This is a genomic window from Amycolatopsis sp. NBC_01480 (assembly GCF_036227205.1).
In the GTDB taxonomy this organism is placed as follows: Bacteria; Actinomycetota; Actinomycetes; order Mycobacteriales; family Pseudonocardiaceae; genus Amycolatopsis.
Map to the genome: position 1 here is coordinate 965,458 of NZ_CP109442.1, position 21,939 is coordinate 987,396.

The 21,939-nt window shown below is 69.4% G+C and carries 18 protein-coding genes; 8 read left to right on the forward strand and 10 right to left on the reverse strand.

The window, feature by feature from the left end; genetic code table 11:
• Positions 1–38: 38 nt before the first annotated feature.
• Together tmpA and OG371_RS04530 are read left to right on the forward strand one after the other, a co-directional pair.
• Positions 39–1,121, forward strand: a complete 1,083-nt coding sequence (gene tmpA / locus OG371_RS04525; protein ID WP_329065819.1) for a 2-trimethylaminoethylphosphonate dioxygenase — start codon at positions 39–41, stop codon at positions 1,119–1,121.
• Positions 1,118–1,675, forward strand: coding sequence for a phosphonate degradation HD-domain oxygenase (locus OG371_RS04530; RefSeq protein WP_329065821.1), 558 nt, complete (start codon positions 1,118–1,120; stop codon positions 1,673–1,675). Before tmpA ends, OG371_RS04530 begins: the two co-directional genes overlap by 4 nt.
• Here OG371_RS04530 and OG371_RS04535 read toward each other — a convergent pair.
• The 4 genes from OG371_RS04535 to OG371_RS04550 all read right to left on the reverse strand — a co-directional run bounded on the left by OG371_RS04535 (position 1,672) and on the right by OG371_RS04550 (position 7,503).
• The gene (locus tag OG371_RS04535; RefSeq protein ID WP_329065823.1) at positions 1,672–4,794 is read right to left on the reverse strand and encodes an NACHT domain-containing protein; all 3,123 of its coding nucleotides are present in this window, start codon (positions 4,792–4,794) and stop codon (positions 1,672–1,674) included. The two genes, OG371_RS04530 and OG371_RS04535, sit on opposite strands and share 4 nt — an antisense overlap.
• A gap of 112 nt (positions 4,795–4,906) precedes the next feature.
• Positions 4,907–5,914, reverse strand: a complete 1,008-nt coding sequence (locus OG371_RS04540) for an adenosine deaminase (RefSeq protein WP_329065825.1) — start codon at positions 5,912–5,914, stop codon at positions 4,907–4,909.
• Between the two features lie 49 nt (positions 5,915–5,963).
• On the reverse strand, positions 5,964–6,518 hold the full coding sequence (locus tag OG371_RS04545; protein ID WP_329065827.1) for a TetR/AcrR family transcriptional regulator: 555 nt from the start codon (positions 6,516–6,518) through the stop codon (positions 5,964–5,966).
• Positions 6,499–7,503, reverse strand: coding sequence for an AraC family transcriptional regulator (locus OG371_RS04550; RefSeq protein ID WP_329065829.1), 1,005 nt, complete (start codon positions 7,501–7,503; stop codon positions 6,499–6,501). Before OG371_RS04550 ends, OG371_RS04545 begins: the two co-directional genes overlap by 20 nt.
• Positions 7,504–7,534: 31 nt before the next feature.
• Here OG371_RS04550 and OG371_RS04555 point away from each other — a divergent pair, with 31 nt between their 5' ends.
• A complete protein-coding gene (locus OG371_RS04555) occupies positions 7,535–8,269 on the forward strand; it encodes an SDR family oxidoreductase (protein ID WP_329065832.1) in 735 nt (244 codons plus the stop codon).
• A 13-nt stretch (positions 8,270–8,282) separates the two neighbouring features.
• Here the strand turns inward: OG371_RS04555 and OG371_RS04560 are convergent, their stop codons facing one another.
• The gene (locus OG371_RS04560; protein WP_329065834.1) at positions 8,283–8,648 is read right to left on the reverse strand and encodes a DUF5684 domain-containing protein; all 366 of its coding nucleotides are present in this window, start codon (positions 8,646–8,648) and stop codon (positions 8,283–8,285) included.
• A gap of 136 nt (positions 8,649–8,784) precedes the next feature.
• Between OG371_RS04560 and OG371_RS04565 the strand changes: the two genes are divergently transcribed.
• The 3 genes from OG371_RS04565 to OG371_RS04575 are packed head-to-tail and all read left to right on the forward strand — an operon-like array spanning position 8,785 to position 13,513.
• Positions 8,785–11,457 carry a helix-turn-helix transcriptional regulator gene (locus OG371_RS04565; protein ID WP_329065836.1) on the forward strand — a complete coding sequence of 891 codons (2,673 nt, stop codon included), beginning with the start codon at positions 8,785–8,787 and terminating at the stop codon, positions 11,455–11,457.
• A 26-nt stretch (positions 11,458–11,483) separates the two neighbouring features.
• Positions 11,484–11,840, forward strand: a complete 357-nt coding sequence (locus tag OG371_RS04570) for a hypothetical protein (RefSeq protein ID WP_329065838.1) — start codon at positions 11,484–11,486, stop codon at positions 11,838–11,840.
• Positions 11,837–13,513: a class I adenylate-forming enzyme family protein gene (locus OG371_RS04575; protein ID WP_329065840.1), complete on the forward strand. Its 1,677-nt coding sequence runs from the start codon at positions 11,837–11,839 to the stop codon at positions 13,511–13,513. The genes OG371_RS04570 and OG371_RS04575 overlap by 4 nt, the downstream gene beginning before the upstream one ends.
• A 6-nt stretch (positions 13,514–13,519) precedes the next feature.
• Here OG371_RS04575 and OG371_RS04580 read toward each other — a convergent pair whose 3' ends face one another.
• A complete protein-coding gene (locus OG371_RS04580) occupies positions 13,520–14,245 on the reverse strand; it encodes an SDR family oxidoreductase (protein WP_329065842.1) in 726 nt (241 codons plus the stop codon).
• An 82-nt stretch (positions 14,246–14,327) separates the two neighbouring features.
• Here OG371_RS04580 and OG371_RS04585 point away from each other — a divergent pair, with 82 nt between their 5' ends.
• On the forward strand, positions 14,328–15,200 hold the full coding sequence (locus tag OG371_RS04585; protein ID WP_329065844.1) for a LysR family transcriptional regulator: 873 nt from the start codon (positions 14,328–14,330) through the stop codon (positions 15,198–15,200).
• Positions 15,201–15,224: 24 nt separating this feature from the next.
• On the opposite strand, the gene OG371_RS04590 is transcribed toward OG371_RS04585, so the two are convergent.
• From OG371_RS04590 to OG371_RS04600, 3 genes are all read right to left on the reverse strand, one after another.
• On the reverse strand, positions 15,225–16,733 hold the full coding sequence (locus OG371_RS04590; protein WP_329065845.1) for a purple acid phosphatase family protein: 1,509 nt from the start codon (positions 16,731–16,733) through the stop codon (positions 15,225–15,227).
• 56 nt (positions 16,734–16,789) lie between these two features.
• The gene (locus tag OG371_RS04595; RefSeq protein ID WP_329065847.1) at positions 16,790–18,289 is read right to left on the reverse strand and encodes a purple acid phosphatase family protein; all 1,500 of its coding nucleotides are present in this window, start codon (positions 18,287–18,289) and stop codon (positions 16,790–16,792) included.
• A gap of 146 nt (positions 18,290–18,435) precedes the next feature.
• Positions 18,436–19,368: a LysR family transcriptional regulator gene (locus tag OG371_RS04600; RefSeq protein ID WP_329065849.1), complete on the reverse strand. Its 933-nt coding sequence runs from the start codon at positions 19,366–19,368 to the stop codon at positions 18,436–18,438.
• Between the two features lie 165 nt (positions 19,369–19,533).
• On the opposite strand from OG371_RS04600, the gene OG371_RS04605 reads away from it, so the two are divergent.
• Positions 19,534–20,943, forward strand: coding sequence for an MFS transporter (locus tag OG371_RS04605; protein ID WP_329065851.1), 1,410 nt, complete (start codon positions 19,534–19,536; stop codon positions 20,941–20,943).
• 188 nt (positions 20,944–21,131) lie between these two features.
• Here the strand turns inward: OG371_RS04605 and OG371_RS04610 are convergent, their stop codons facing one another.
• Positions 21,132–21,896 (reverse strand): barstar family protein, encoded by a 765-nt coding sequence (locus tag OG371_RS04610; RefSeq protein ID WP_329065853.1) that lies wholly within the window; start codon positions 21,894–21,896, stop codon positions 21,132–21,134.
• Between the last annotated feature and the right edge of the window lie 43 nt (positions 21,897–21,939).

A 21,939-nucleotide genomic window follows, 5' to 3' on the forward strand; every position in this document is an offset into this window, starting at 1 on the left:
AACATGTATAGCCAAGTTTAAACATGGAGGGACACCCGATGACGACCACGACCACCGGCGACGACGTGCTGGTGTTCCCGCCGATCTGGCTCCGGGACAACTGCCCGTGCGAGCACTGCCGCGACCCGCGCAACGGCCAGAAGCTGTTCGGCATCACCGACCTCCCGGCCGACCTCACCGTTCGCGGCACCGAGGTCTCGGCGGACACGATCACCGTCACCTTCGGCCCCGACGGGCACCGCGGTCCCTTCTCCCGTGCCTGGCTGGACGCGCAGCTGTCCGCCTCGAGCGGGGACGGCCGCACCGAAGCCGGCAAACGGCTGTGGCAAGCCCAGGACCTCGACGGCCGGCTGCCCGCCGCGGACTGGGCCGCCTACCGCGACGATCCGGCCGAGCGCGCGCGGGTCCTGAGTGCCGTGCGCGACCTCGGATTCGCCCTCCTGCACGGCACCCCGACCGAGGAGGAGACCGTGCTCGCCATCGCCCGGACGTTCGGCTATCCGCGCGAGACGAACTACGGCACGCTCTTCGACGTCCGCGTCGAACCCGATCCCAGCAACCTCGCGTTCACCGGCATGCGCATCGCGCCCCACACCGACAACCCCTACCGCGACCCGGTGCCGACGCTGCAGCTCCTGCACTGCCTGGCCAACGCCGCCGACGGCGGCGACTCCGGCCTCGTCGACGGGTTCACCGCCGCTTCCCTGCTGCGGGCCGAAGACGAGGAGGCCTTCCGGATCCTCAGCACGACCCTGGTGCCGTTCGCCTGGTACGACGCGGGCACCAGCCTCCGCGCGGACCGCCCGCTGATCGACGTCGACCCCGAAGGCCACCTGCGCGAGGTCCGCTTCAACAACCGCTCCATGCAGGCCCTGCGCCTGGACCCGGCCGCCACCACCGCGTTCTACGCCGCGTACCGGCGCTTCGCCGAGATCATCGCCCGCCCCGAGCTGCTGCTGACTTTCCGGCTCGACCCCGGCGACTGCGTCATCTTCGACAACACCCGGCTGCTGCACGCCCGCACCGCGTTCGCCGAATCCGGCGCCCGGCACCTGCAAGGCTGCTACGCCGATCTCGACGCGCTCACCAGCACCCTGCGCACCCTGGAGGGGACCGCGTGACCACGACGAACCCCGTCGACCGGATCGCCGCCCTTTTCGCCGGCCCCGGTGCCGAGGACTACCTCGGCGAAGCCGTCACCCAGGCCGAGCACATGCTGCAGGCCGGCGCGCTCGCCGAGCTGGCCGGAGCCCCGGACACCCTGGTCGCCGCGGCCCTGCTGCACGACGTCGGCCACTTCCACGGCGCCGTCACCGGCCGTGACCTGATGGCCGGCACGGACAACCGGCACAGCCACAGCGGTTCCAGCTGGCTCGGCCGGTGGTTCGGCCCCGCGGTCACCGAGCCCGTCCGCCTGCACGTCGCCGCCAAGCGTTATCTCTGTGCCGTGGAACCGGATTACTACGCCAAGCTCTCGCCCGCCTCGGTCTACACCCTCGAGGTCCAGGGCGGTCCGATGACACCGGACGAGGTCCGCGAGTTCGAGGCCGAGCCGCATTACCTCGACGCCGTCGCCCTGCGCCGCTGGGACGACGAAGCCAAGGACCCTGAAATGGACACTCCCGGTTTTGAGCACTTCCGGCCACTCCTGGACCGGCTCGTCAAAACGGCCTAGGTACGCAGCTTCGCGGCGAGGTCATCGCCGACCGTTTTCGCCGCGAACTGGACGTCGCGGTCGTCCACGCCGCGGAGTTCGAGGGCGTGGAGCCGGTCGGCCAGCGGGCGCAGCCGGGCCAGGTCGGCGAGGGGGTACGGGTCGTGCAGGACGAGGTGGCGCAGTTCGGGCAGCTCGGAAAGGGCCGCGACGTCCTCGGTCTTCAGCACACCGTTGACGGTCACCTTTTCCAGTAACGGCAACCGTTCGATGCCCAACAGCGACCGGTCCTCCGCGCGGTTGTGAATCGCCAGCTCGGTCAGGGCCAGCTCCGACGGAATCGGGTGCAGGCCGTCGGAGAGCGCGGGATGCCGGAGCGACAGGGAGCGCAACGGAGTGCCGGCCAGGGTGTCGAGGGCAGGGTACGCCTGCACCGTCTTGCCGATCGTGAGCAGGCGGAGCTTTTCGACCGAGGAACCGTCCAATCCGGACAGATCCCGCAGCCGGCTGTACGCGGAGATGGTCAGCACCCGCAACGCGGCGCAGTCCGCCAGCGGGCTCAGGTCCCGGACCACCTCGTTGGACGCGATCTCCAGCCGCCGCAGCTTCGGCACGGCGGCCAGCGGGCGCAGGCCGTCGCGGTCGCTGACCAGCGCGATGTCGCCGATCAGCTTCACCGCGCGCAGTGTGGTCAGATGCCGCAGCGGATTCAGCATGCCCCACCGGTGCACGTTCAGCACCCGGTCGCCGAAGTCCACTCTGGACAGCAGCTCGGCGGCGTAGGCGTCGGAGAACTCGAACGCCCGCCAGCCGCGCAGCAGCTCATCGACCACAGTGGACTGGTGCATCGCGGTGAACGGCCGGATCTTCTGCCAGGCCTCCTCGCCGCCCACCAGCGCGAGGGTCCGCAGCACCGCGGCGGCCACCGTGTCCCGGTTCGGCCCGGTCAGCTCGTCCGGCCCCGGCAGCAGGCCGACGACGAACCGGCCGGCCTTCGCCAGCATTTCCGCCTGTTGCACGTCTACCGGCGGCACGAGCTGCCGCGCCGCCTCCTCCACCTCGACGCGCCGGCTGTGCGGGTCCACCACGTCGGCGTACTCCAGGCAGGCGGCGGCGACCAGCTTCAGCCGATCGGCGACGGCCTGGTCGGTGCTGCGCTTGGCGCGCCGCAGGAGGCTGTCGAGCAGCTCGGCGACCTCGCCCTCCCGGGCCCGCGCCGCGGCCATGAAAACGACCTCGTACCAGGAGTCCTCGTGCGCGTGGCCGGCCAGCTCGTCGAGTTCGCCCCGCTTCACGATGTCGGCGGCGGCCAGGTAGTCGCGGAACGTGCGGTGCACGAACTGGATCTGGTGATCGGCCGCGCTCTCCCGCAGCACGGACCGTTCCAGCAGGTGCTGGAGCAGCGGTTCGGAGGGAAGGTCTTGCGCGCGCAGGCCGGCCTTCGCTTCGTCCAGCCGACCGAGTGCTTCCGGCCGGGGCACCAGCAATTCGTTGCGCCGCACCATCGGCGAGGCGAACCGTTCCAGCAGGATCTGCTTTTCCGCCTTGACCAGATCGAGGCTGTCGACGACGGTCATGCCGCGGTGCGCCGTGTCGTCCCAGCGCGTGAGCAACAGGTCGAGCGCCTGGTCGAGCAGCTCACGGCGGGTCCGGGGCAGGTACTGGTCCTCGCGGTAGAGGGCGCACATCAGCCCGGCCATCAGCGGGCTGGACACCAGGCCGCGCAGGTTCGGGCGGGTGTCCAGCTCCGTGCGCAGCCGCTCCGGGTAGGTCTTCAGCAGTTCCTGCTGCTGGGCGCTGGGTTCCTGGTCGGTCGCGGCGGCGAACCAGCGTTCGATGACCCGGCCGAGGCCGAGGCGGCTGAGTTCGGGCAGCTCGAAGCGTTCCAGGCCGATCTCGGTGTCGGTGTCGACGAACCACCGATCCTCCACAGCGGACGGTCGGGTGGTCACGACGTAACGCGCGTTCGGGCAAGTGCGCACGAGCGTTTCGACCCAGGTTCGGGTCCTCGCGCGCCGTTCCGCCACGAGCTCGTCGAGCCCGTCGACCAGGAGCATGGCCCGGCCGGACGCGAACAGCTCGGTGACCCAGCCCTTCGGCTTCTCCTCGGCGAGCGTGGGCGCGACGGCGGCCAGCAGCTGCTCCGGGTCCTCCGGCAGGTCGGTCCCGGCGAAGCGGCGCAACAGGATCGGGAAGGGCACGACCCCGCGCCACGGGCCCTCCTCGGCGTGGCGGCGGGCGACGTCGTTGGCCAGCCAGGCCAGGAACGTCGTCTTGCCGGCGCCCGCACCGCCGAGCAGCAGCACCCGGCGCGCGTCGGCGATGGCGTTGGCGGAGTCCGTGCCCGCGCCGGTCAGCTCCGGGGTGGGGGTCGCCGCCTGCCGCCGCGTGACCGGCGGGACGACGTAGTACTTGTCGAAGGAATAGTCGGTCGGCCCGCGCCGCCGGGCGACCCGGAACAGTTCGAAACCGGCGTTGTCCTCGCGGATGAAATCGACGTAGCGTTCTTCGAAATTGCGGTCCGGAATGGGGTCTTCGTCGGACACCCGGTCCGGATAGGAATCGTCCGGGCGGCTGATCCACGCGTCGCTACGGGTTTCCTTGTTCTCCACGCGAACCCGGCGGTACGACTTCGGCCGGGCGGCCGCGTTGTGCTGGACCACCTCGTCGTAGAACCAGGTCGACACCGCGAGCGCCACCACTCCGGCCGACTTGTCCAGCGCCCCGCGCAACGGCGCCGAGTTCACCAGCCGGAACGCCAGGTTGATCGCGGTCCCGGTGTAACCGTGACTGTCCGCGGCCACCTCCCCGGCATGCAGCGCGACGCGCAACTGGACCCGCTCGCGCTCCGGCAACCCGGCATTACGCTCGGCAAGGGCGCGCGCCAGCTCGTCCGGCAGCGCCGCGGCGAGCGGATTCTTGGGCAGCTGCCCGGGAATCAGCACCAGCACCCCGTCGCCCCGATCCTCGTGCGGGCACTTCTCCCAGGGCACCCCGGACCGCTCGAACGCCGTTTCGAGCGCCAGGTAAACCCGCTCCCGCGCCTCGATCTGCGCCGGCCGCGTCGTAAACCGGCTGAACTCCTTGACATCGACTACGAAAATCGCGTAATGCCCGTCAGCCGGCCCGGTTCTGGTCACGAATTCCAAGTTACACCGGCGGGTTGGGAGCGGTCCCGGTCCCCGCGCCCCAAGGACTCGTGAGTGGCTGTGACGGTTCTAACCGTCATAAACACTCACGAGCCCTGCAGTGCTAGAACGCGCGCACGTGCTCATCAACCGCGGCAAGGTGGGCACGAACGTGTGCCGGTTCATCGAAGGACGCGCGGAAGCTGTTGCGCGCCAGGTCCGCGAGAGCAGCCCGATCCAAACCAAGCTCCGTCCGTACCGCCTCGTAGTTGTCATTGACGTACCCGCCGAAATAAGGCGGATCATCAGAGTTGACCGTCACCAGCAGACCGGCCTCCAGCATCGCGCGCAGCGGATGCTCAGCCATGGACGGGACCACGCGCAGCGCCACGTTCGACAGCGGGCACACGGTCAGCGGCACCCCCTCATCGCGCAGCCGAGCCAGCAGGGCCGGGTCGCCAGCAGCGGCGACGCCGTGGTCGATGCGGTCGGGGCGGCAGACGTCCAGGGCCTCGCGCACGTAGTCGGCCGGGCCGTCCTCGCCTGCGTGAATGGTGGTGCGGTGGCCGCGCGCCCGGGCGGCCTCGTAGTAGTCCGCGAACTTCGCGGGCGGATTGCCCCGCTCCGCCGCACCTAGCCCGATGCCCAGGATTCGCTCCCGCCACGGCTCGATCAGGTCCAGCACTCGCAAAGCGTCAGCCTGCGAACGGTGCCGCTGACAAGTGACGATCAGCGCACCGTCCACGCCGAGGTCGGCTCGCGCGTCGGCGATCGCGGACAGGACGCTGTCCAGCTGATCGGCGATCGGCACGCCCGCGTCGAGGAACGTCTGCACGCCCAGGAACATCTCGGCTCGGCGGACGCCGTCGTGGGCCGCGCGGGTCAGGTAGGCGTGGGCGAGGTCGTAGAAGTCCTGGCCGGCGCGGAGCACCGAGGCGGACCGGAACAGCAGGGGCAGGAAGTGCTCCAAGCCGGTGAACGTGTACGCGGCGCGGGCCTCGTCGACGTCCGACCAGGGCAGTTCCACCCGGTTGCGCGCGGCGAGCGTGAACAGCAGCTCCGGTTCGAGCGTGCCCTCCAGGTGAACGTGCAGCTCGGCTTTGGGCAGCGTCGCGATGAACGCGTCGGTCACGGTGCGGCTCCTTCAAAAGTGAACTGGTCGATTCACTTCCTGCCGCACCCTACCCGAGCAGCCGGCCGATGGCGAGGGCGTGGACGGCGTCGACCCGCGATCGGGGCTCACCGCAAATGAGCTGCATCTGCAGCCCGCGCCACAACGCGACGACGGCGGCCGCGGTGCCGTCGGGATCCTCGATCTCCGGCCACGCCCGCAGCGCGCCGGCGACCACCGTGGCCCACCGGTCACGGACGTCACCCAGGAAGCCGGCGTAACGATCGGGCAGGTCGACGGCCATGCCGAAGCGCGCGAAGAACAACCGGAGATGCGGCAGGCGCTCGGCGATCTCCCGCCACGCCGCCCCCAGCCGGTCCGCGGCGGTGCCCGGAGACCGGAGCAGCCCGTCGAGCCGATCGAGCAGGGCCGTGCCGCCGAGGATGTCGTCGACGGCCGCGGCGAGCAGTTCCTCCAGCGAACCGAAGTGGTACAGCAGCATGCGGTTGTTGGAGCCGACGCTCCGAGCCAGCTCGCTGAGCGACAGGCCGGTCACCCCCCGCTCGAGGATCACCTCGCGAGTCAGGGACAGCAGGCGCGCTCGTTCACCAGGACCACTCGCCACCGGCCGATGGTAAAGCCTCGGCCTCAGCCTGGCGGGCAAGGTCGCGAAACTGTTTGGGCGAGGACCCGACCACGCGGCGGAACGCGGTGCTGAACGCGCTTTCGGACTCGTAACCGGTGGCGGACGCGAGCTCGGAGATCGACCGGGTGCCGCGGCGCAGGGCGTCGCGGGCCAGGCTCATCCGCCACGCGATCAGGTACTCCAGCGGCGCGGTGCCGACCCGGCTCTTGAAGGCCGCGGCGAAGGCCGAGCGCGACATGCGGCTGATGCCGGCGAGTTCCTTGAGCGTCCAGCGGTGCGCGACGTCCGCGTGCATGGCGCGCAGCGAGGCGCCGATGCCGTCGTCGTTGAGAGCGCCCAGCCAGCCGGTCGGCCGCCCGGTCGAGTCGGCGTGGGCGCGCAGCATGTGGACGAACACGATCTGCGCGAGGTGGTCCAGCACCAGCGTGCCGCCGACGGCGGCGTTGGCCTCGGTCTCGGCGACGAGCAGCTCGCTCAGGTTGGCCAGCAGCTTGCCGCGGGGATCCGTGGCGCGCACGTGCACGAGCGAGGGCAGGACGTCGATCAGCATCGAGGCGTTCTCGTCGTCGAACGAGAAGTGCCCGCCACACAGGGAGGTGACCTCCCCGGATGACGGTCCGATGTGGAAGACCCCGTTCATCGCGCTGCCCCACAACGCTTTCGCGTCAAGTGGTGTCGCGGCGGAGCCACCGGAGAGCACGTACGACGGAGGGTTGCCCAGCAGGAAGAAGTCGCCTTCGCCCAGCAGCACGGGTTCGTGTCCTTCGAGGTCCAGCCGGCATTCGCCGCGCACCACGACGCCGAGCTTCACGTGCGGGTACGGATCAAACCGCACCGCCCACGGACCCGTGGCGTGCAGGCTCGCACCGACCACGACCCGGGGCCGCAGCAGCCCGATGGCGTCCGCGATCGGATCGCCAGAGCCGATCCGCCTGGACGACGCGTAAGGAATTGTGGACGTCACATTATGGATCGTACGCGCCCGCGCTTGTTGGATGGAGTTCGTGAACACCACGAAGCAGACGGCGCTCGTCACGGGCGCCAACAAGGGCATCGGATTCGAGACCGCACGACAGCTCGCGCAGCAGGGCTTCACCGTCTGGCTGGGCAGCCGAGACGAGGCACGTGGCGAAGCCGCGGCAAAGGAACTGGACGGGGACGTTCGAGTCGTCCGCCTCGACGTGACCGACACCGAAAGCATCACGGCCGCGGCGGCCCGCATCGGCGAGGAGACCGGCGCGCTGGACGTGCTGGTGAACAACGCGGGCGTCGCGATCGAGGAGGGAGAAGGCCTCCCGAGCACGGTCCGGCTCGACACCATCCAGCGCACGTTCGACGTGAACTTCTACGGCGCCCTTCGCGTGACGCAGGCCTTCCTGCCGCTCGTGCGCCAGGCCCCGGCCGGGCGCATCGTGAACGTGAGCAGCACGATGGGCTCGGTCACCGCGCTCACGTCGCCGGGCAGCCCGCTCGCCGAAATCCCGGCTTTCGCTTACACCGCCTCGAAAACCGTCCTCAACGCGCTCAGCGGGCTGCTCGCCGTCGAACTCCGGGACACGCCGGTCAAGGTCAATTCGGTCTGCCCCGGCTACAACGCGACGGACATCAACAACAACAGCGGCACCCAGCACCCGTCCGAAGGCGCGAAGGTGGTCGTGCGCGCCGCCACCCTTCCGGCCGACGGCCCGAGCGGGACCTTCTTCGACGTGAACGGCCCCGTGGGCTGGTGAGGCTCCGGCGTCTTCAGGCGGGCGACGCGGTGTAGCGCGCCCCGCCGAAGGCGAGGATGAGGTAACCGATGATGGAGAACACGAACAGCCCGAAGAAGCCGAACAGCCCGCCCTTGCCGAACGCCTTCGCGACGTCGAGCGAGACGATGATCGCGACGACGATGTTGACCACCGGGATCAGCAGCAGGATCAGCCACCAGCCGGAGCGCCCGGCGACTTTCAGCAGCGTGTAGATGTTGTAGATCGGGATGATCGCCGCCCAGCCGGGGCGCCCGGCCTTGGTGAACACCTTCCACAGCGCGATGATCATGAGCAGGCCGAAGACCACGCCCCCGCCGCCGAGAAGGGGGCTGCTGAGGGACGTCGAGGTGTCGTTCATGGAGCTGGTGTTCCGTTCGGCCGAGGGGCGGGAAGGATGGCTGACCTTAGCGGCACACGGCGGAGCGGGCAGCGTGGCACGGCCGGCCGGGTAGGCTGAGCGGCATGATCAGCGGCCGGGCCTGGTGAGCACCCCCATGCCCGAGCCGCCGATGATCGGCCAGGACGCGGGGAAACGCCGGGTCGACGGGCTGATCGACGGGGCGCGGGCAGGCCGGGGCGGTTCGCTGGTGGTGAGCGGCGAGGCCGGCATCGGCAAGAGCACGTTGCTGGAGCACGCGGTCCGGACGGCCTCCGGTTTCCGCGTGCTTCGAGCCTCCGGCGCCGAGTTCGAGCAGGAGCTGCCGTACTCCGCTCTGCATCAGCTGTGCGTGCCGATCCTCGAGCACCTCGACGAGCTGCCTGAGCGGCACCGCGACGCGTTGCGGATCGCGTTCGGGCTGGCCGACGGGACGCCCCAGCCGTTTCAGGTCGGGCTGGCGATCCTTGAGCTGGTCACGACGACGGGCAGCGACCGGCCGGTGCTGTGCGTGATCGACGACGCACAGTGGCTGGACGAGGCGTCGTCGCGGGCGATGGCCTTTCTCGCCCGGCGCGTCGGGGCCGATGCCGTCGCCATGGTCCTCGCGCTGCGGTCACCGTCTAAAGTGGACGAGCTGGCCGAGTTGCCGGGGCTGGCCGTCGGGCGGTTGAGCGTCCAGGACGCCAAGGCCCTGCTGGCCGCCCGCAACCCGTTCCCGCTTGACGACCGGGTCCGCGACCGGCTCGTCGCCGAGGCGGACGGCAATCCGCTCGCGCTGCTGGAACTCCCCCGGGCCGGCGGTTTCGCGCTGCCCGATGCCTCGGTGCCGTCCCGGATCGAGGACGGCTTCCGGGCGCGGCTGACCGGGCTGTCGGCCGATGCCCGGCTGTTGCTGACCGTCGCCGGCGCCGATCCCACCGGTGATCCCGGTCTGCTGTGGCCGGCCGCCGAGGCGTTGGGCATCAACGTCACGACAGCTGGCGCGGACGCGGCCGCCACCGGGCTGGTCGAGTTCGCGGCGCGCGTGCGGTTCTGTCATCCGCTGGCCCGCTCGGTGGTCTACCGCGCCGCCGACGACAGCGTGCGTCGCGCGGCTCACGGCGCGCTGGCCGACGCGACCGACCCGCTCACGGCCCCGGACCGGCGCGCGTGGCACCGCGCGCAAGCCAGCGCCGGCCCGGACGAGGACGTCGCGGCCGACCTGGAGCGCTCCGCGTCGCGGGCCAGGTCACGCGGTGGTGTCGCGGCCACGGCGGCGTTCCTCAAACGCTCCGTCGCGCTCTCACTGGACGCCGGACGCCGAATCGAACGCACCCTGGCCGCGGTGCAGGCCGGCATCGACGCGGGTGCCGCCGACCGGGCGGCCGACCTCCTCACCACCATCGAAACCGCCACCCTGGACGAATTCCAGCGCGCCCACGTCGACCTGCTGCGCGGCCGGATCGCCTTCATCCGCCCCGGCGACAGCGACGGCCCGTCCCTGACGGTGACCGCGGCGCGACGGCTGTCCAAACTGGACCCCGATCGGTCACGGGACTGCTTCCTGGACGCGCTCGAGATGAGCCTGCTCGTCGGCCGCGCCGGCGGTGTGGTCGACGAAGTCCTCACCGCAGCCCGGTCCTCGGCACCCGCGCCGAGCGCCCCGGACCTGCTCGAAGCGTTGATCACCCTGGCCGAGCAGGGTTACCGGGCGGCCCTTCCGTTGCTTCGTCAGGCGTTCCAGGCCGATGGAAGTCCACTGTGGATCCAGCGTCCCGGGCTCGCGTCGATGATCAGCACCGAGCTGTGGGAGCCCGACATCCTCCCCGCCATCGTCGAATGGCTGGTGAAGGCCGGCCGGGAGTCGGGCTCACCCTCGTTGCTGAGGCTGGCCTTCGCGCAGAAGACGACCGCCGCCGCCCTCGCCGGTGACATCGGGCTGGCGCTCGCCGCGACCGCCGAGGAGGCCGCGATCGCCGACGCGGCCGGGGAGCCGCCGCTGATGTACCACCGGCTGCTGCTGGCCGCCATCCGGGGACGACGTGAGGAGGCGTTGGAACTCTTCGAGACGGCCACAGCCTCCGGCGAAGGGGGGCAGGTGACCGATCTGTACTGGACATCGTCCTTGCTGCACAACGGTTTGGCCGACTACCCCGCCGCACTGACCGCAGCCCGTCGGGCAACCGAGCACAGCGACCTCTTCCTCACCGGAGTGGCTCTGCCCGAACTCGTCGAGGCTGCCGTCAAGTGTCACGAACCCGAGGTGGCGACGCGGGCCCTCGAGTCGTTGACCGAACGCACGGAAGCGGCGGGAACCACGCTCGGCCGCGGCGTCACGGCGTACGCCCGAGGCCTCGTGACGGGAGCCGAGGACGACTACCGGGAAGCCATCGAGTGTCTCGCGGACGGTCCTTACCTGCTCTACGAAGGCCGCGCGCACCTGCTGTACGGGGAATGGTTGCGGCGCAAGGGCCGCCGCAAGGATTCACTGCCAGAACTGCGCACCGCCCACGAATCCCTCTCGACGGCCGGAGCCGAGGCCTTCGCCCGACGCGCCGCCGACGAACTGGGCGCCGCCGGGCAGCAGGTTCAGCGCCGATCCGCCCAGGCGTACGAAAAGCTCACGATGCAGCAGGTCGCCGTCGCCCGGCTGGTGGCCGCAGGCGCCACGTCGAACGAGGTCGCCACCCAGCTCTTCATCAGCAAACGCACGGTCGACGCCCACCTGCGCTCGATCTTCGGCAAACTCGGGGTGACCTCGCGCAAACAGCTGAAGGATCATCCTGATCTGCTCGGCCTGGACCGCTGAGCACCAATCCCGACAGTGAGGACACCATGAGTTTCGATTTGGCAGTGTGGTTCGAGCCCGACTCGTCGCTGATTCCTGAAGCTGCGGAGGAGAAGTACGCGCGGCTGTGCGAGGAGGACTTCGCGGGCCTCGTTCCGAGCGAGCACGTTTCCGCCTTCTACCAGGCGTTGACGGCGAAGTACCCGGAGCTGACCGCGCTCGCCCCTGAGGACTTCGAGACGTGCCCGTGGAACGCGGGGCTGGAGGTCTCGCCCGGTCACGTGATCATGCCGATCGCCTGGCCGCGGGCCGAGGAGGTCGGCTCGGTGGTGCGGGCGCTGGCCCGTGAGCACGGCCTCGTGTGCTTCGACCCGCAGGCCCGGGCCGTGCACGCCGCGAAATGACCAGCCCCGCGCGCCTGACCTGGACCGCCGACTCGGTACCGGCCGACCTCCGGGACCGGCTGATCGGCCCGGGAGCGCCGTTCGAGCTGGTCACCGAGGACGTGCTCGGCGCCCCGCACCAGGTTTTCGCGCGACGGCCCCGATCGCTGCGGCAGCTGCTCGACACGTCCGCGGCCGAGAGCCCGGACCTCGTCTTCCTCGTCGCCCCCGGCCGCGAGTGGACCTACCAGCAGGCGGTCGAGGACATCGACGCGATCGCCGTCCTGCTGGCCGAACGGTACGGAGTGCGCGCCGGGGACCGGGTGGCCATCGTGTCCGCCAACTCCGCGGAATACGTTCTGGTCCTGTGGGCGGTGCTGAGTCTCGGCGCCATCGTCACCAGCCTCAACGGCTGGTGGACTGGGCACGAGCTGACCGCCGGCATCCAGCTGACCGAGCCGGTCCTCGTCGTGGGCGACGAGCGTCGGCTGGAGCGCCTGGACGACAGCCCGCTGCCCGCGCGATTGCTCACGGAGATCCTCGACGAGTCGGCGGAATTCCGGGGCCGCACGACCCCGGCGCCGGACATCACCGAGGACGCGGCCGCGGTCATCCTGTTCACCAGCGGCACCACCGGGCGGGCCAAGGGCGCCACCCTGTCGCACCGGAACGTGGTGAACTACGCCCTGTCACAAGGGCTGAGCCGGGCCATCGCCGCAGCGGGAGCGGCTGCGACCGGGCCGGCCGGGCAGGCCGGGCGGGCGGCGTCGATCGTGGTGAGCCCGATGTTCCACGTCTCCGGATTCGTCGGGGTGGTGATCTCCGGCGCCGTGTTCCGCACGAAGCTGGTGTTCACCGAACCCGGCGCCTGGGACCCGGGCCGCCACCTGGAACTGACCGAACGGCACCGGATCACCGCCTGGTCCGGCGTCCCGACGCACTTCTGGCGCCTGCTCCGGCATCCGGACCTGGCCACCCGCGACGTCAGCTCGGTGATCGCGGTCAACTCCGGCGGCGCCGTCTTCCCGCCGGAGCTGGTCCGGGCGCTGCGGCGCGAGCTGCCCCGGGCGCGGCTGGGCAACGGTTACGGCGCGAGCGAGACCGTCGGCCTCGGCACCCAGGCCAGTGGCGCACTGTTCGCCGAGCACCCGGATTCGGTCGGCGTCGCGCCGCCCACGTCCGAGGTCGAGATCCGCGGAACCGGCGGCGCCGTGCTCGCCGACGGCGAGATCGGCGAGATCCACCTCCGGCACCCGTCGGTCTTCCTCGGGTATTGGGGCGAGCCCGAAGCCACCGCCGAGGTGCTCGGCCCCAATCGCTGGTACGCCACCGGCGACTTCGGGCGGATCGAGAACGGGTTGCTGTACCTGGAAAGCCGCCGCACCGACCTGATCCTGCGCGGCGGCGAGAACGTCTACCCGATCGAGATCGAGAACCGGCTGATCGAGCACGCCGGGATCGCCGAGGCCGCGGTCGTCGGCGTTGACCATCCGGAGCTGGGCCAGGAGGTCAAGGCCTTTGTGGTCCGGGCGCCCGGCGCGGACGGCCTCACCGCCGAGCAGGTCCGCGAGTGGTGCGCGGCGGCGCTCGCCGCGTTCAAGGTGCCGAGCCGGATCGAGTTCCGGCCCAGCCTGCCGTACACCGTTTCGGGCAAATTGCTCAAGCAGCAGCTCAGAAACGAGGATCCGCAGTAAGCCGGGTTACCAGGCGACCACACCCTCGTCGTCGAAGAATCCGCCACGCGGTCCGTCGTCCGGCAGAGTGGCGAGCCGGATCGCGATGGCGGCGCCCTGCTCGGGCGTGCGCGGCGAGGCGAAACCGGTGAAGTCCGTCGCCACGTAACCGGGGCAGCAGGCGTTCACGATGACGTTCGTGTCGGCGAGCCGGCGGGCGTACTGCACCGTGAGGCTGTTGAGCATCGACTTCGACGGCGCGTACGCGGCCATGATCGGGCCGGTCTGCAGGGTCAGCGAGCCCATGTTGCTGGAGACGTTGACGATGCGCGGCGAGTCCGCGCGACGCAGCAGCGGGAGCACCGCGTTGGTCACCCGGACCACCCCGAACACGTTGGTGTCGAGGACGGTGCGGACGACGTCGAGGTCCAGCTTCGTCGGGTCCTGCACGTCGCCGTCGGCCCGGCCGCCGATGCCCGCGTTGTTCACGAGCACGTCGAGCCGTCCGGTGGTCTGCTCGATGGCCGACGCCGCGGCGGCGGCGCTTTCCTCGGAGGTGACGTCGAGGGCGACCCCGAACGCGTCAACGCCGTCCGTGCGCAACTTCTCGACGGCTTCCTCGCGCCGGACGTCGTCGCGCGCGCCCACCGCGACCGTGAAGCCGAGCGCGCCGAGGCCCTGCGCGATGGCCAAACCGATTCCCTTGTTCGCGCCGGTGACCAGCGCGGTCTTCGTTTCGTTCACTCCGCCCATGGTCGGCCGGCCGCGCCCCGGCTGTCCAAGACCGCTTCGGCAAGCTCTGATACCGGCCGGGTACCAGGCGTAGGCTTCGGCCGTGGACGATCTCGAGACCCGCGAGCTCCGGTACTTCGTGGCCGTCGCCGAGGAGCTGCATTTCGGCCGCGCCGCGGTCCGGCTCGGGATCGCCCAGCCGCCGCTGTCCCGCGCGATCCGTCAGCTGGAGCACCGGCTCGGGGTCCGGCTCCTCGATCGCGACCGTCGTGGCGCGGCACTCACCGAGGCCGGCGAAGTGCTGCTCCGCGAAGCCAAAGTGGCCCTCGACGCGGTCGCGGCCGCCGCGCGCCGAACCCGCCGAGCCGGGGATTCGCAACGGCCGCTGGTGCTCGTGACCAAAGCCGGAGCGTCCAACGAACTCCTGCAACGGCTGCTCGACGCGCTCGCGAACGAACCAGGTGCGGCACCGATCGAAATCCTCCTGTGCGAGGTCGGCGAGCAGGCCGGGCTGCTGCGCGACGGGCGCGCCGACGTCGCCCTGATGCACCGGCCGTTCGACGACTTCGCCGGGTTCGACACCGAGGATCTCTACGTGGAGAGCCAGATCGCGCTGCTGCCCGCGAGCCATCCCCTCGCGTCGCGCGATCGGCTCACCATGGCGGAGGTCAGCGACGTGCCGGACCTGCCGATCGCCCGGTGGCCCCGGCTCGACGGGTCCTATCCGGACGGTCCCGGGCCAGAGGTGCACACCCAGTCCCAGCTCGCCCAGCTCGTCTCGCTCGGCCTGACGCTGCTGGTCATCCCCGCGTCCAGCCGGGCCTGGCAGTGGCCCGATCACGTCGCGGTGCCCGTGGTCGACGCGCCGGAGGTGACCACGGTGATCGCCTGGCCGCCGGGCAGCCACTCACCGGCGATCGCCTCACTCGTCCGCTCGGCGGCCGGGCTGCGCGGTTCCATGCTGTCGACGGGCTGATTCTGAATCCACTGTGGACAATTCTTATGCGCGACGCATCGTGACCTCGTCGATCAGCGTGCCGTCCTCGGCGATCGCGCGCACCGTCATCCGGGCGGACGTGCTGCCCGCTGCCGGGGCGACGTCGACCGCCACCAGGCCGTAACCCCGATAACGCACCCGGGACCAGGTGACCGCGGTGTCCGTATGGCTGGTGCTGTTCTTCTTGAAGCACTTCATCGTCGGGGTGCCGCCGGAGTTTTCGTGGTCCAGATAGCTTTCCGGCGGATTCTTGTAAAACGGGTCGAGGGCCTCACCGCCGCCACCGGCCGTGATGTACGTCGTGCCGTCTGATGCCGGGGTGACCGTGCCCCGGGGTTTCACCGGTTTGGTGCCCTTGCCCGCGCGGATCGGGTCGGTGCGCTCGTACAGCCGGTTGTGCGCGTTGAGCACCAGGTCGACCCGGTGCTTGTCGAACAGCGGCGCCCACTTCTGCTGCGCGACGCTCTCGGCCCCACCGGCGTCGGCGGTGGAATACGGCACGTGGTGGAGGCAGACCACCACGAAGTCGATCGTCGGGTCGCTCCGGAAACTGCCGAGCCGGGCGTCCAGCCAGGTGGTCTGCTTGCCCTTGGTGTAGTCGGCGTTCCCGGTGTTGCGAGAGCAGATGTCGTTGCCGTCCAAGGAGATCAGCCCGACGTTCTGGTACCGCCACGAGTAGATGCCGGTGGAGCCGCTCCACGCGTTGTCCGGCATGGTGAACCTGGCCGCGGTCCCGGCGTAGCCGTTCGCGGCGTACCAGGCCTCCATCTCGCGGTTGCCCAGCGTGATCATCCACGGCGTGCCGGCCGCGACGATCTCGTTCTGGGCGAAGGCGGAATCCCACTTCCCGGCGTCGTACTTGTCGGTGTCGGTGTGCCCGCCTTCGGCGTTCGCGGTGCCGGAAGTGATGGCGTAGCCGATATTTCCGAGGGCGAGGTGGAAGGCCGGTGCGAGATCCGCGAGTTGGCTATTAGCGCGGCCCGCGTTGTAGCCGACGCCCTGGTCGCCGAAAGCGGTGAAGGTGAACGGGTCCGTACTCCCGGTGGCCGGGGCCGTGCGAAAGGTGGCGATCTCGCCGGGACGCTCACTCGCGGTGGGGTCGTAATCCTGGTGCCCCACCACATAGTGGTACGTGGTGGCGGGGGTCAGGTTGTCGAGCCGGACGTGCAGGTAGTACTGGCTCATGGAGTCCGGCGCGTGCGGCGGGAAGTCGTGTTCGGGTGCCTGCCACGACAATTCGCTCTTCAGCGTGCGTGCCTCGGCGGCGATCGGGGCGCCGAAAACGCCCGAGCTGTCGGCGATCCGGACGTACGGCCCGGTGACCGCGCCCAGCTCCTGCCAGGAGATCACCACCTGCTTGGACGGGTCCTGGCCGTACGCGAGGTGGCGTCCGAGCGGGCGCAGTTTCGCCGCGGCGGCAAGGGGTGCGGCCGTCGCGGTGCTGGGGAGCAGTGCACCGGCGGTGAGGACCGCGCCGCCCTGGAACAACGCCCGTCGGGAGATCTCAGCCATGAGGGAGCCTTTCAGGACTCGTGAGTGTTTATGCCGGTTCTAACCGTCATAGCCACTCACGAGCCTTTACGTTGCAGGGTGATCTCGTCGACCGGCGTGCCGTCCTCGGCGAGCGCGCGCACCTTCAGCTGGGCGGGGCTGCCGTTGAGGGCCGGGGTGACGTCGGCGGTGACCAGGCTGTAGCCGCGGTACCGCACCCGGGACCAGGTGACCTTGGCCGAATGCTCCCCGCCGTCCACGTCGTCGAACCGCATCGTGGCCGTGGCGTCCTTGACGTGGCCGTAATAGGAGTCGGCGATCTTCGTGTCCACCCACTCGTTGACGCCCTCGCCGCCCCCGCCGGCGGTTATGTAGGTGGTGCCGTCCTTGACCGGGTCGACGGTGCCCTGGATCGGCGCCTTCTTGCCGGCCTTGCCCGCGCGGATCGGGTCGGTGCGCTCGTAGACGTGGTTGTGCCCGTTGAGCACCAGGTCCACCTGGTACTGGTCGAACAGCGGGGCCCACTTCTGTTGCGCGCCAAGCTCCGCGCCGTTCGACGAGGAGGTGGAGTACGTGCACTGGTGGCAGTAGACGACGATGAAGTCGATCGTCGCATCACCACGGAACCGGGCTAGTTGCGCCTTGAGCCAGGCCAGCTGCTTGCCCTCGGTGTAGTCCAGATTGGACGGACTGTTGTAGCAGATGTCGTTGCCGTCCAGGCTGATCAGCCCGACGTTCTGGTAACGCCACGAGTAGATGCCGGTGGAGCCGTCCCACGCGTTGTCCGGCATGGTGAACCGCGCCCGCGCCCCGCCGTAACCGTGGTAGTCGTACCAGCCCTCCATCTCGTGGTTGCCGAGCGCGACCATCCACGGGATCTCGGCCGCGATGGGCTCGTTCTGCGCGAAGAAGGAGTCCCACTTGCGCGCGTCGTAGGCGTCCTCGTCCGGGTGCCCGCCTTCGCCCTCGAGCGCGTAACTCATGTCGCCCATGGCGAGGTGGAACTGGGGCGCGAGATCGGCGACCAGGCTGTTGGTCGCGACCGCGTTGTAGCCGACGCCCTGGTCGCCGAAAGCGGTGAAGGAAAACGGGCTGGTGCTCGACGGCGTCGGCGCGGTGCGGAAGGTGGCGACCTCGCCGAGACGGCCGCTGGTGGTGGGGTCGTACCCCTGGTGGCCCACGACGTAGTAGTAAGTAGTGCCGGGGAGCAGGTTGTCCAGCCGCGCGTGGAGGTAGTACTGGGTCACGGATTTCCCGAGGTGCGGCGAGAACGTGTGGTCCGGCTTCTGCCAGGCCAGGTCGCTGACCAGCGCCCGCGCCTCGGCCGGGATCGCCTCGCCGTACTCCCCCGCGACGGTGCCGAACCGCAGGTACGGCCCGGTCACGTTCGCGGGCGCCTGCCAGGAGACCACCACCTGCGTGGCCGGGTCTTGACCGTAAGCCAGATGCCGCCCGAACGGCCGTAGCGCCGATCCGGCGACGGTTTCGGCGGTGAGCAGCACGGTCGGGACGGCGAACGGGCTGGCCGACGCGGTGCCGGGAAGCAGCAGTCCGCCGGACGTGAGAGCAGCGCCCATGCGGAAGACGTTCCGGCGGGAGTATCGCCGGGTGTCCTCGTACTGTTCCTGCAGGGTTCGAGTGCTCCTGCGCCGGGGAGTCTCTGCCATGGCTGAATGTTAGGAAACTTTCCTAACATGGTCAACCGTCCACTCGGGCGCCGTTGTCAGCGGGCCCAGTCCGGCACCCAGACGTCGTCGCCGGCGGTGGCTTGGCAACGGGCCTGGAGGTACTCGAGGAAGTTCGCGAGGACGGGGTGGCGGTTGTCCGCGCGCCAGATCACCGAGAGCGGGTAGACCGGGATCGGGTCGACGACCGGGATCCGTCGCAGGTGGTAGCTTTCCGGCCAGAGATATCGGGAGCCTTCGCCGATCAGGTTGGCGAGCCGGGTGGAGTCCGCGAGTTCCGCGAGGAGCACCTCGGCGCCGAACACCGGTCCGATCGTGTCGATGGTGAGGCCGAATTCCTTCGCCAGATCTTCGTAATAGCCGACGGGCTCGGCGTCGGTCATGCCGGGCATCCAGATCGGGTGCCCGGCGAGCTCGGCCGGCGTCACCGTTTTCTTGTCCGCCAGGGGATGCCCCGGCCCGACGAGCAGCTCGTGCCGATCGTCGATCACCCGCGCCGACCGGAGTCCACTCGGGACTCGGCCGGCGGAGTCGCGCAGGGACCGGAAGGTGGCGTCCACGGTGCCCGCGCTGACTTCGGCCAGCGCCGAGGTGGCGTCGAGGTTCGCCAGCGTGACGACCTCGAGTTCGATGCCCGGGTGCTGCCGGTAGAAGTCACGAAGAATGGTGGACGGCGCGATCCGGCGGTTGACGACGTCGATCCGCAGCGCCCGCCTCCCCGGCGTCACGGCGACCTTGGCCCGTTCGGCAGCGCGGAGGAGCTCGCGGGCGTGGGGCAGGAACGTCTGCCCGTCCACAGTGAGCCGGACCCCGCGGGCGATCCGCTCGAACAACTTGACGTCGAGTTCCCGCTGCAGCGTGGCCACCCGCTTCGACGCCGCCTGCTGGGTGATGCCCAACTCGTCGGCGGCGGCTTGGAACTGGCCGCTCTCCGCGACGGTGACGAAGGTACGGACTGCTTCGAGATCCACCGTGCGGAGATTACTCCCACAACTCTTGGTTGTGCCTCGTGCTCGTCCTGGCGACGGTATTGCGATTTTTAGGCTACTTACACCTTCCACTCACAACTTGTTGTTGTGGATCGCCGGTGGGTTGGTTGTTTGATCGCGGTGCTGACGGTCGGCTTTGATGCGGGCATGAGGAGCAGGAAGTCGTTGGGGCGCCGGTTCGGCTGGCTGTGGGCGGCGTACGCGGTGAGTGCGTTCGGAACTTCGTTGGCGTTCGATGCGTTCTCGCTGATCGCGATCCAGGTGCTGCACGCCGGCCCGCGCGAGGTCTCGGGGCTGGCCGCCGCCGGGCTGGCGGTCGGCGCACTGGTCGCGGTCCCGCTCGGCCCGTGGATCGAGTTCCGGCGCAAACGCCCGGTAATGATGACGATGGATCTGCTGCGGTTCGTGATGCTGCTGAGCGTGCCCGCCGCGTATGCGTTGGGCTGGCTCGGTTTCGCCCAGCTCTTGGTAGTTTCGGTGATCGTCGGCGCCGCGGACATCACCTTCACGGCGGCCAGCGGCGCCTACCTGAAAGCGTTGGTGCGCCGGGAAGACCTCCTACCCACCAACGGCCGCTTCGAGGCCACAACCTGGACCACCACCATGCTCGGCCCCCCTCTGGGCGGCGTGGCGATCGGCCTGCTCGGCCCCGTGGTGACGGTGCTGGCCAACGCGGCCAGCTTCTTGCTCTCAGCCGCCGGAATCCGGGCGATCGGTGGCCGGGAACCCAGCCCGGCGCTGATCGGCGGGCCGGAATCCAGCCCAGCACCGATCGCCCGGCAGGGAAACAGCCCGACGCCGACCAGCAAGCAGCGGCCCAGTCCGGCACCGGCCAGCGGGCGGAAAGCCAGCCCGGCGCCAACCGCGATGGCAGGCGGCGGGCGGGAGGCCAGGCTGGTGCCGACTGGCCAGCGGCGGTTGCGGGTGGCCGACCTGCTGGAAGGCTGGCGCTACATCCTGACGCACCGCGGGCTGCGGCCGTTGTTCTTCAACGTCATCCTGGTCAACGGGCTGATCATGGCGGCCCAGCCGCTGATGGCGCTGCTCATGCTCGGGCAGCTCGGGTTCACGCCCTGGCAGTACGGCCTCGCGTTCGCCGCCCCCTGTGTCGGCGGGCTGGTCGGTTCGCGGATGGCCCCCAGGCTCGTGGCGCGGTTCGGGTCGCATCGGATCATGCGGATTGTCGGCGGGTTGCGTGCTTGCTGGCCGATCGGGCTGGTCTTCGTTCACCCGGGCGTGGGCGGCCTGGTGCTTGTCATGGCGGTCGAACTCGCGGTGATCACCTGTTTCGGCGTCTTCAACCCGGTGCTGGCCACCTACCGGCTCACCCAGGTCCCGGCGGACCGGGTCGCCCGGACGCTGTCCGCCTGGTCGGTCGCGAGCAAGGCGAGCATCGCGGCCCTGACCTTCCTGTGCGGCCTCCTGGCCGGTGCCATCGGCTCGCGCCCGGCGATCGCGGTCGCCGGGCTGGTCATCTTGGGCACGCCGTTCCTGCTTCCTCGGCACGACCGGGCAAGACACCAAGAGCGAGAAACCCCGACTGCCGCCCGCAGATGAGCATCAGCCACCTTTATCCGCCTCAGGCCTAGCATCGCCAAACGCGCACGTTGCCCGCGATTCCCTTACAGATGAACAATGACCTCGGCGGACCCAGTCTGTACCGCCTCGGTACGTTCAGCCCATCCGGGGCCACCCGCCGCCGACCTGACGGAGCGTCATAGTTACTTGCACACACGCCCTCAAAGTCAGCAAGTCGCGAGATCTACGCGAAATTCGCGCATTAGTCCCACAATCGAATCCAGGAAGACGTGATCAAGAGATTCTTGAGACTCCTGAAAGTTCCGCCAAATAATCCTCGCCGGAGGTCCCTCGCCGAAATTCGAAGAAAGACAGTCCGCGAGAGCGTCGAGATTCGATCCAAAGTATCCACCCGGGCCATTGACCGCCTCACCCAATGCGCAGTAGAAATCCGATCTCGTCGAAATTTGTCCACCATCCAAGTTGGCAACCTCTTCCACTCCATAGCGAGCAGCCCTACGGTTCGTAGCGAACCAAGAATTCTGAACGACGTGCAGCCATGCGTCCCGATAGTTCGCTGGCCACCGAAGCCATTCACCCTTCACCAGGGCGACCCCCGATGCCCAACGCAGCCAAATTCTCTCAGCTTCGGGATACTCACAGCGATTGCCGAAAAACCGGTAATCGACTCTCGAAATTTTTCCGCCCGCCTCCTCTACGCCCACATCGCCGAGCACAACACGGCCAATGAAATACTCACCAATCTTCTCCTGCTGACGATTCATGATCTCCATCACTGCATCTTCGACCCTCCGTCTACCCCGCTCGACCTCATGGACCCCAAGGAAGGCCAATTCCGGCAATTCTTCTTCCGGATCGACAAAAAATCCCTCTACTCCTTCAGCTGCAACAAGTACCCCTCTGCACTCTTCATCAGATACCCTGTACAGCGGAAAATCCACCTTTCCCACCACCGGCAGCTCGCCAGCCATACCAATCCCCAAACCGTAACCAGTGCAGCGACAATCAAGCCGT

What these genes read in the sequence shown, in the direction of transcription:
- tmpA (WP_329065819.1), top strand. Translation starts at nt 39, where the DNA reads ATGACGACCACGACCACCGGCGACGACGTGCTGGTGTTCCCGCCGATC.
- OG371_RS04555 (WP_329065832.1), top strand. Translation starts at nt 7,535, where the DNA reads ATGGAGTTCGTGAACACCACGAAGCAGACGGCGCTCGTCACGGGCGCC.
- OG371_RS04560 (WP_329065834.1), bottom strand. Translation starts at nt 8,648, where the DNA reads ATGAACGACACCTCGACGTCCCTCAGCAGCCCCCTTCTCGGCGGCGGG.
- OG371_RS04565 (WP_329065836.1), top strand. Translation starts at nt 8,785, where the DNA reads ATGCCCGAGCCGCCGATGATCGGCCAGGACGCGGGGAAACGCCGGGTC.
- OG371_RS04570 (WP_329065838.1), top strand. Translation starts at nt 11,484, where the DNA reads ATGAGTTTCGATTTGGCAGTGTGGTTCGAGCCCGACTCGTCGCTGATT.
- OG371_RS04575 (WP_329065840.1), top strand. Translation starts at nt 11,837, where the DNA reads ATGACCAGCCCCGCGCGCCTGACCTGGACCGCCGACTCGGTACCGGCC.
- OG371_RS04580 (WP_329065842.1), bottom strand. Translation starts at nt 14,245, where the DNA reads ATGGGCGGAGTGAACGAAACGAAGACCGCGCTGGTCACCGGCGCGAAC.
- OG371_RS04590 (WP_329065845.1), bottom strand. Translation starts at nt 16,733, where the DNA reads ATGGCTGAGATCTCCCGACGGGCGTTGTTCCAGGGCGGCGCGGTCCTC.
- OG371_RS04595 (WP_329065847.1), bottom strand. Translation starts at nt 18,289, where the DNA reads ATGGGCGCTGCTCTCACGTCCGGCGGACTGCTGCTTCCCGGCACCGCG.
- OG371_RS04605 (WP_329065851.1), top strand. Translation starts at nt 19,534, where the DNA reads ATGAGGAGCAGGAAGTCGTTGGGGCGCCGGTTCGGCTGGCTGTGGGCG.
- OG371_RS04610 (WP_329065853.1), bottom strand. Translation starts at nt 21,896, where the DNA reads ATGGCTGGCGAGCTGCCGGTGGTGGGAAAGGTGGATTTTCCGCTGTAC.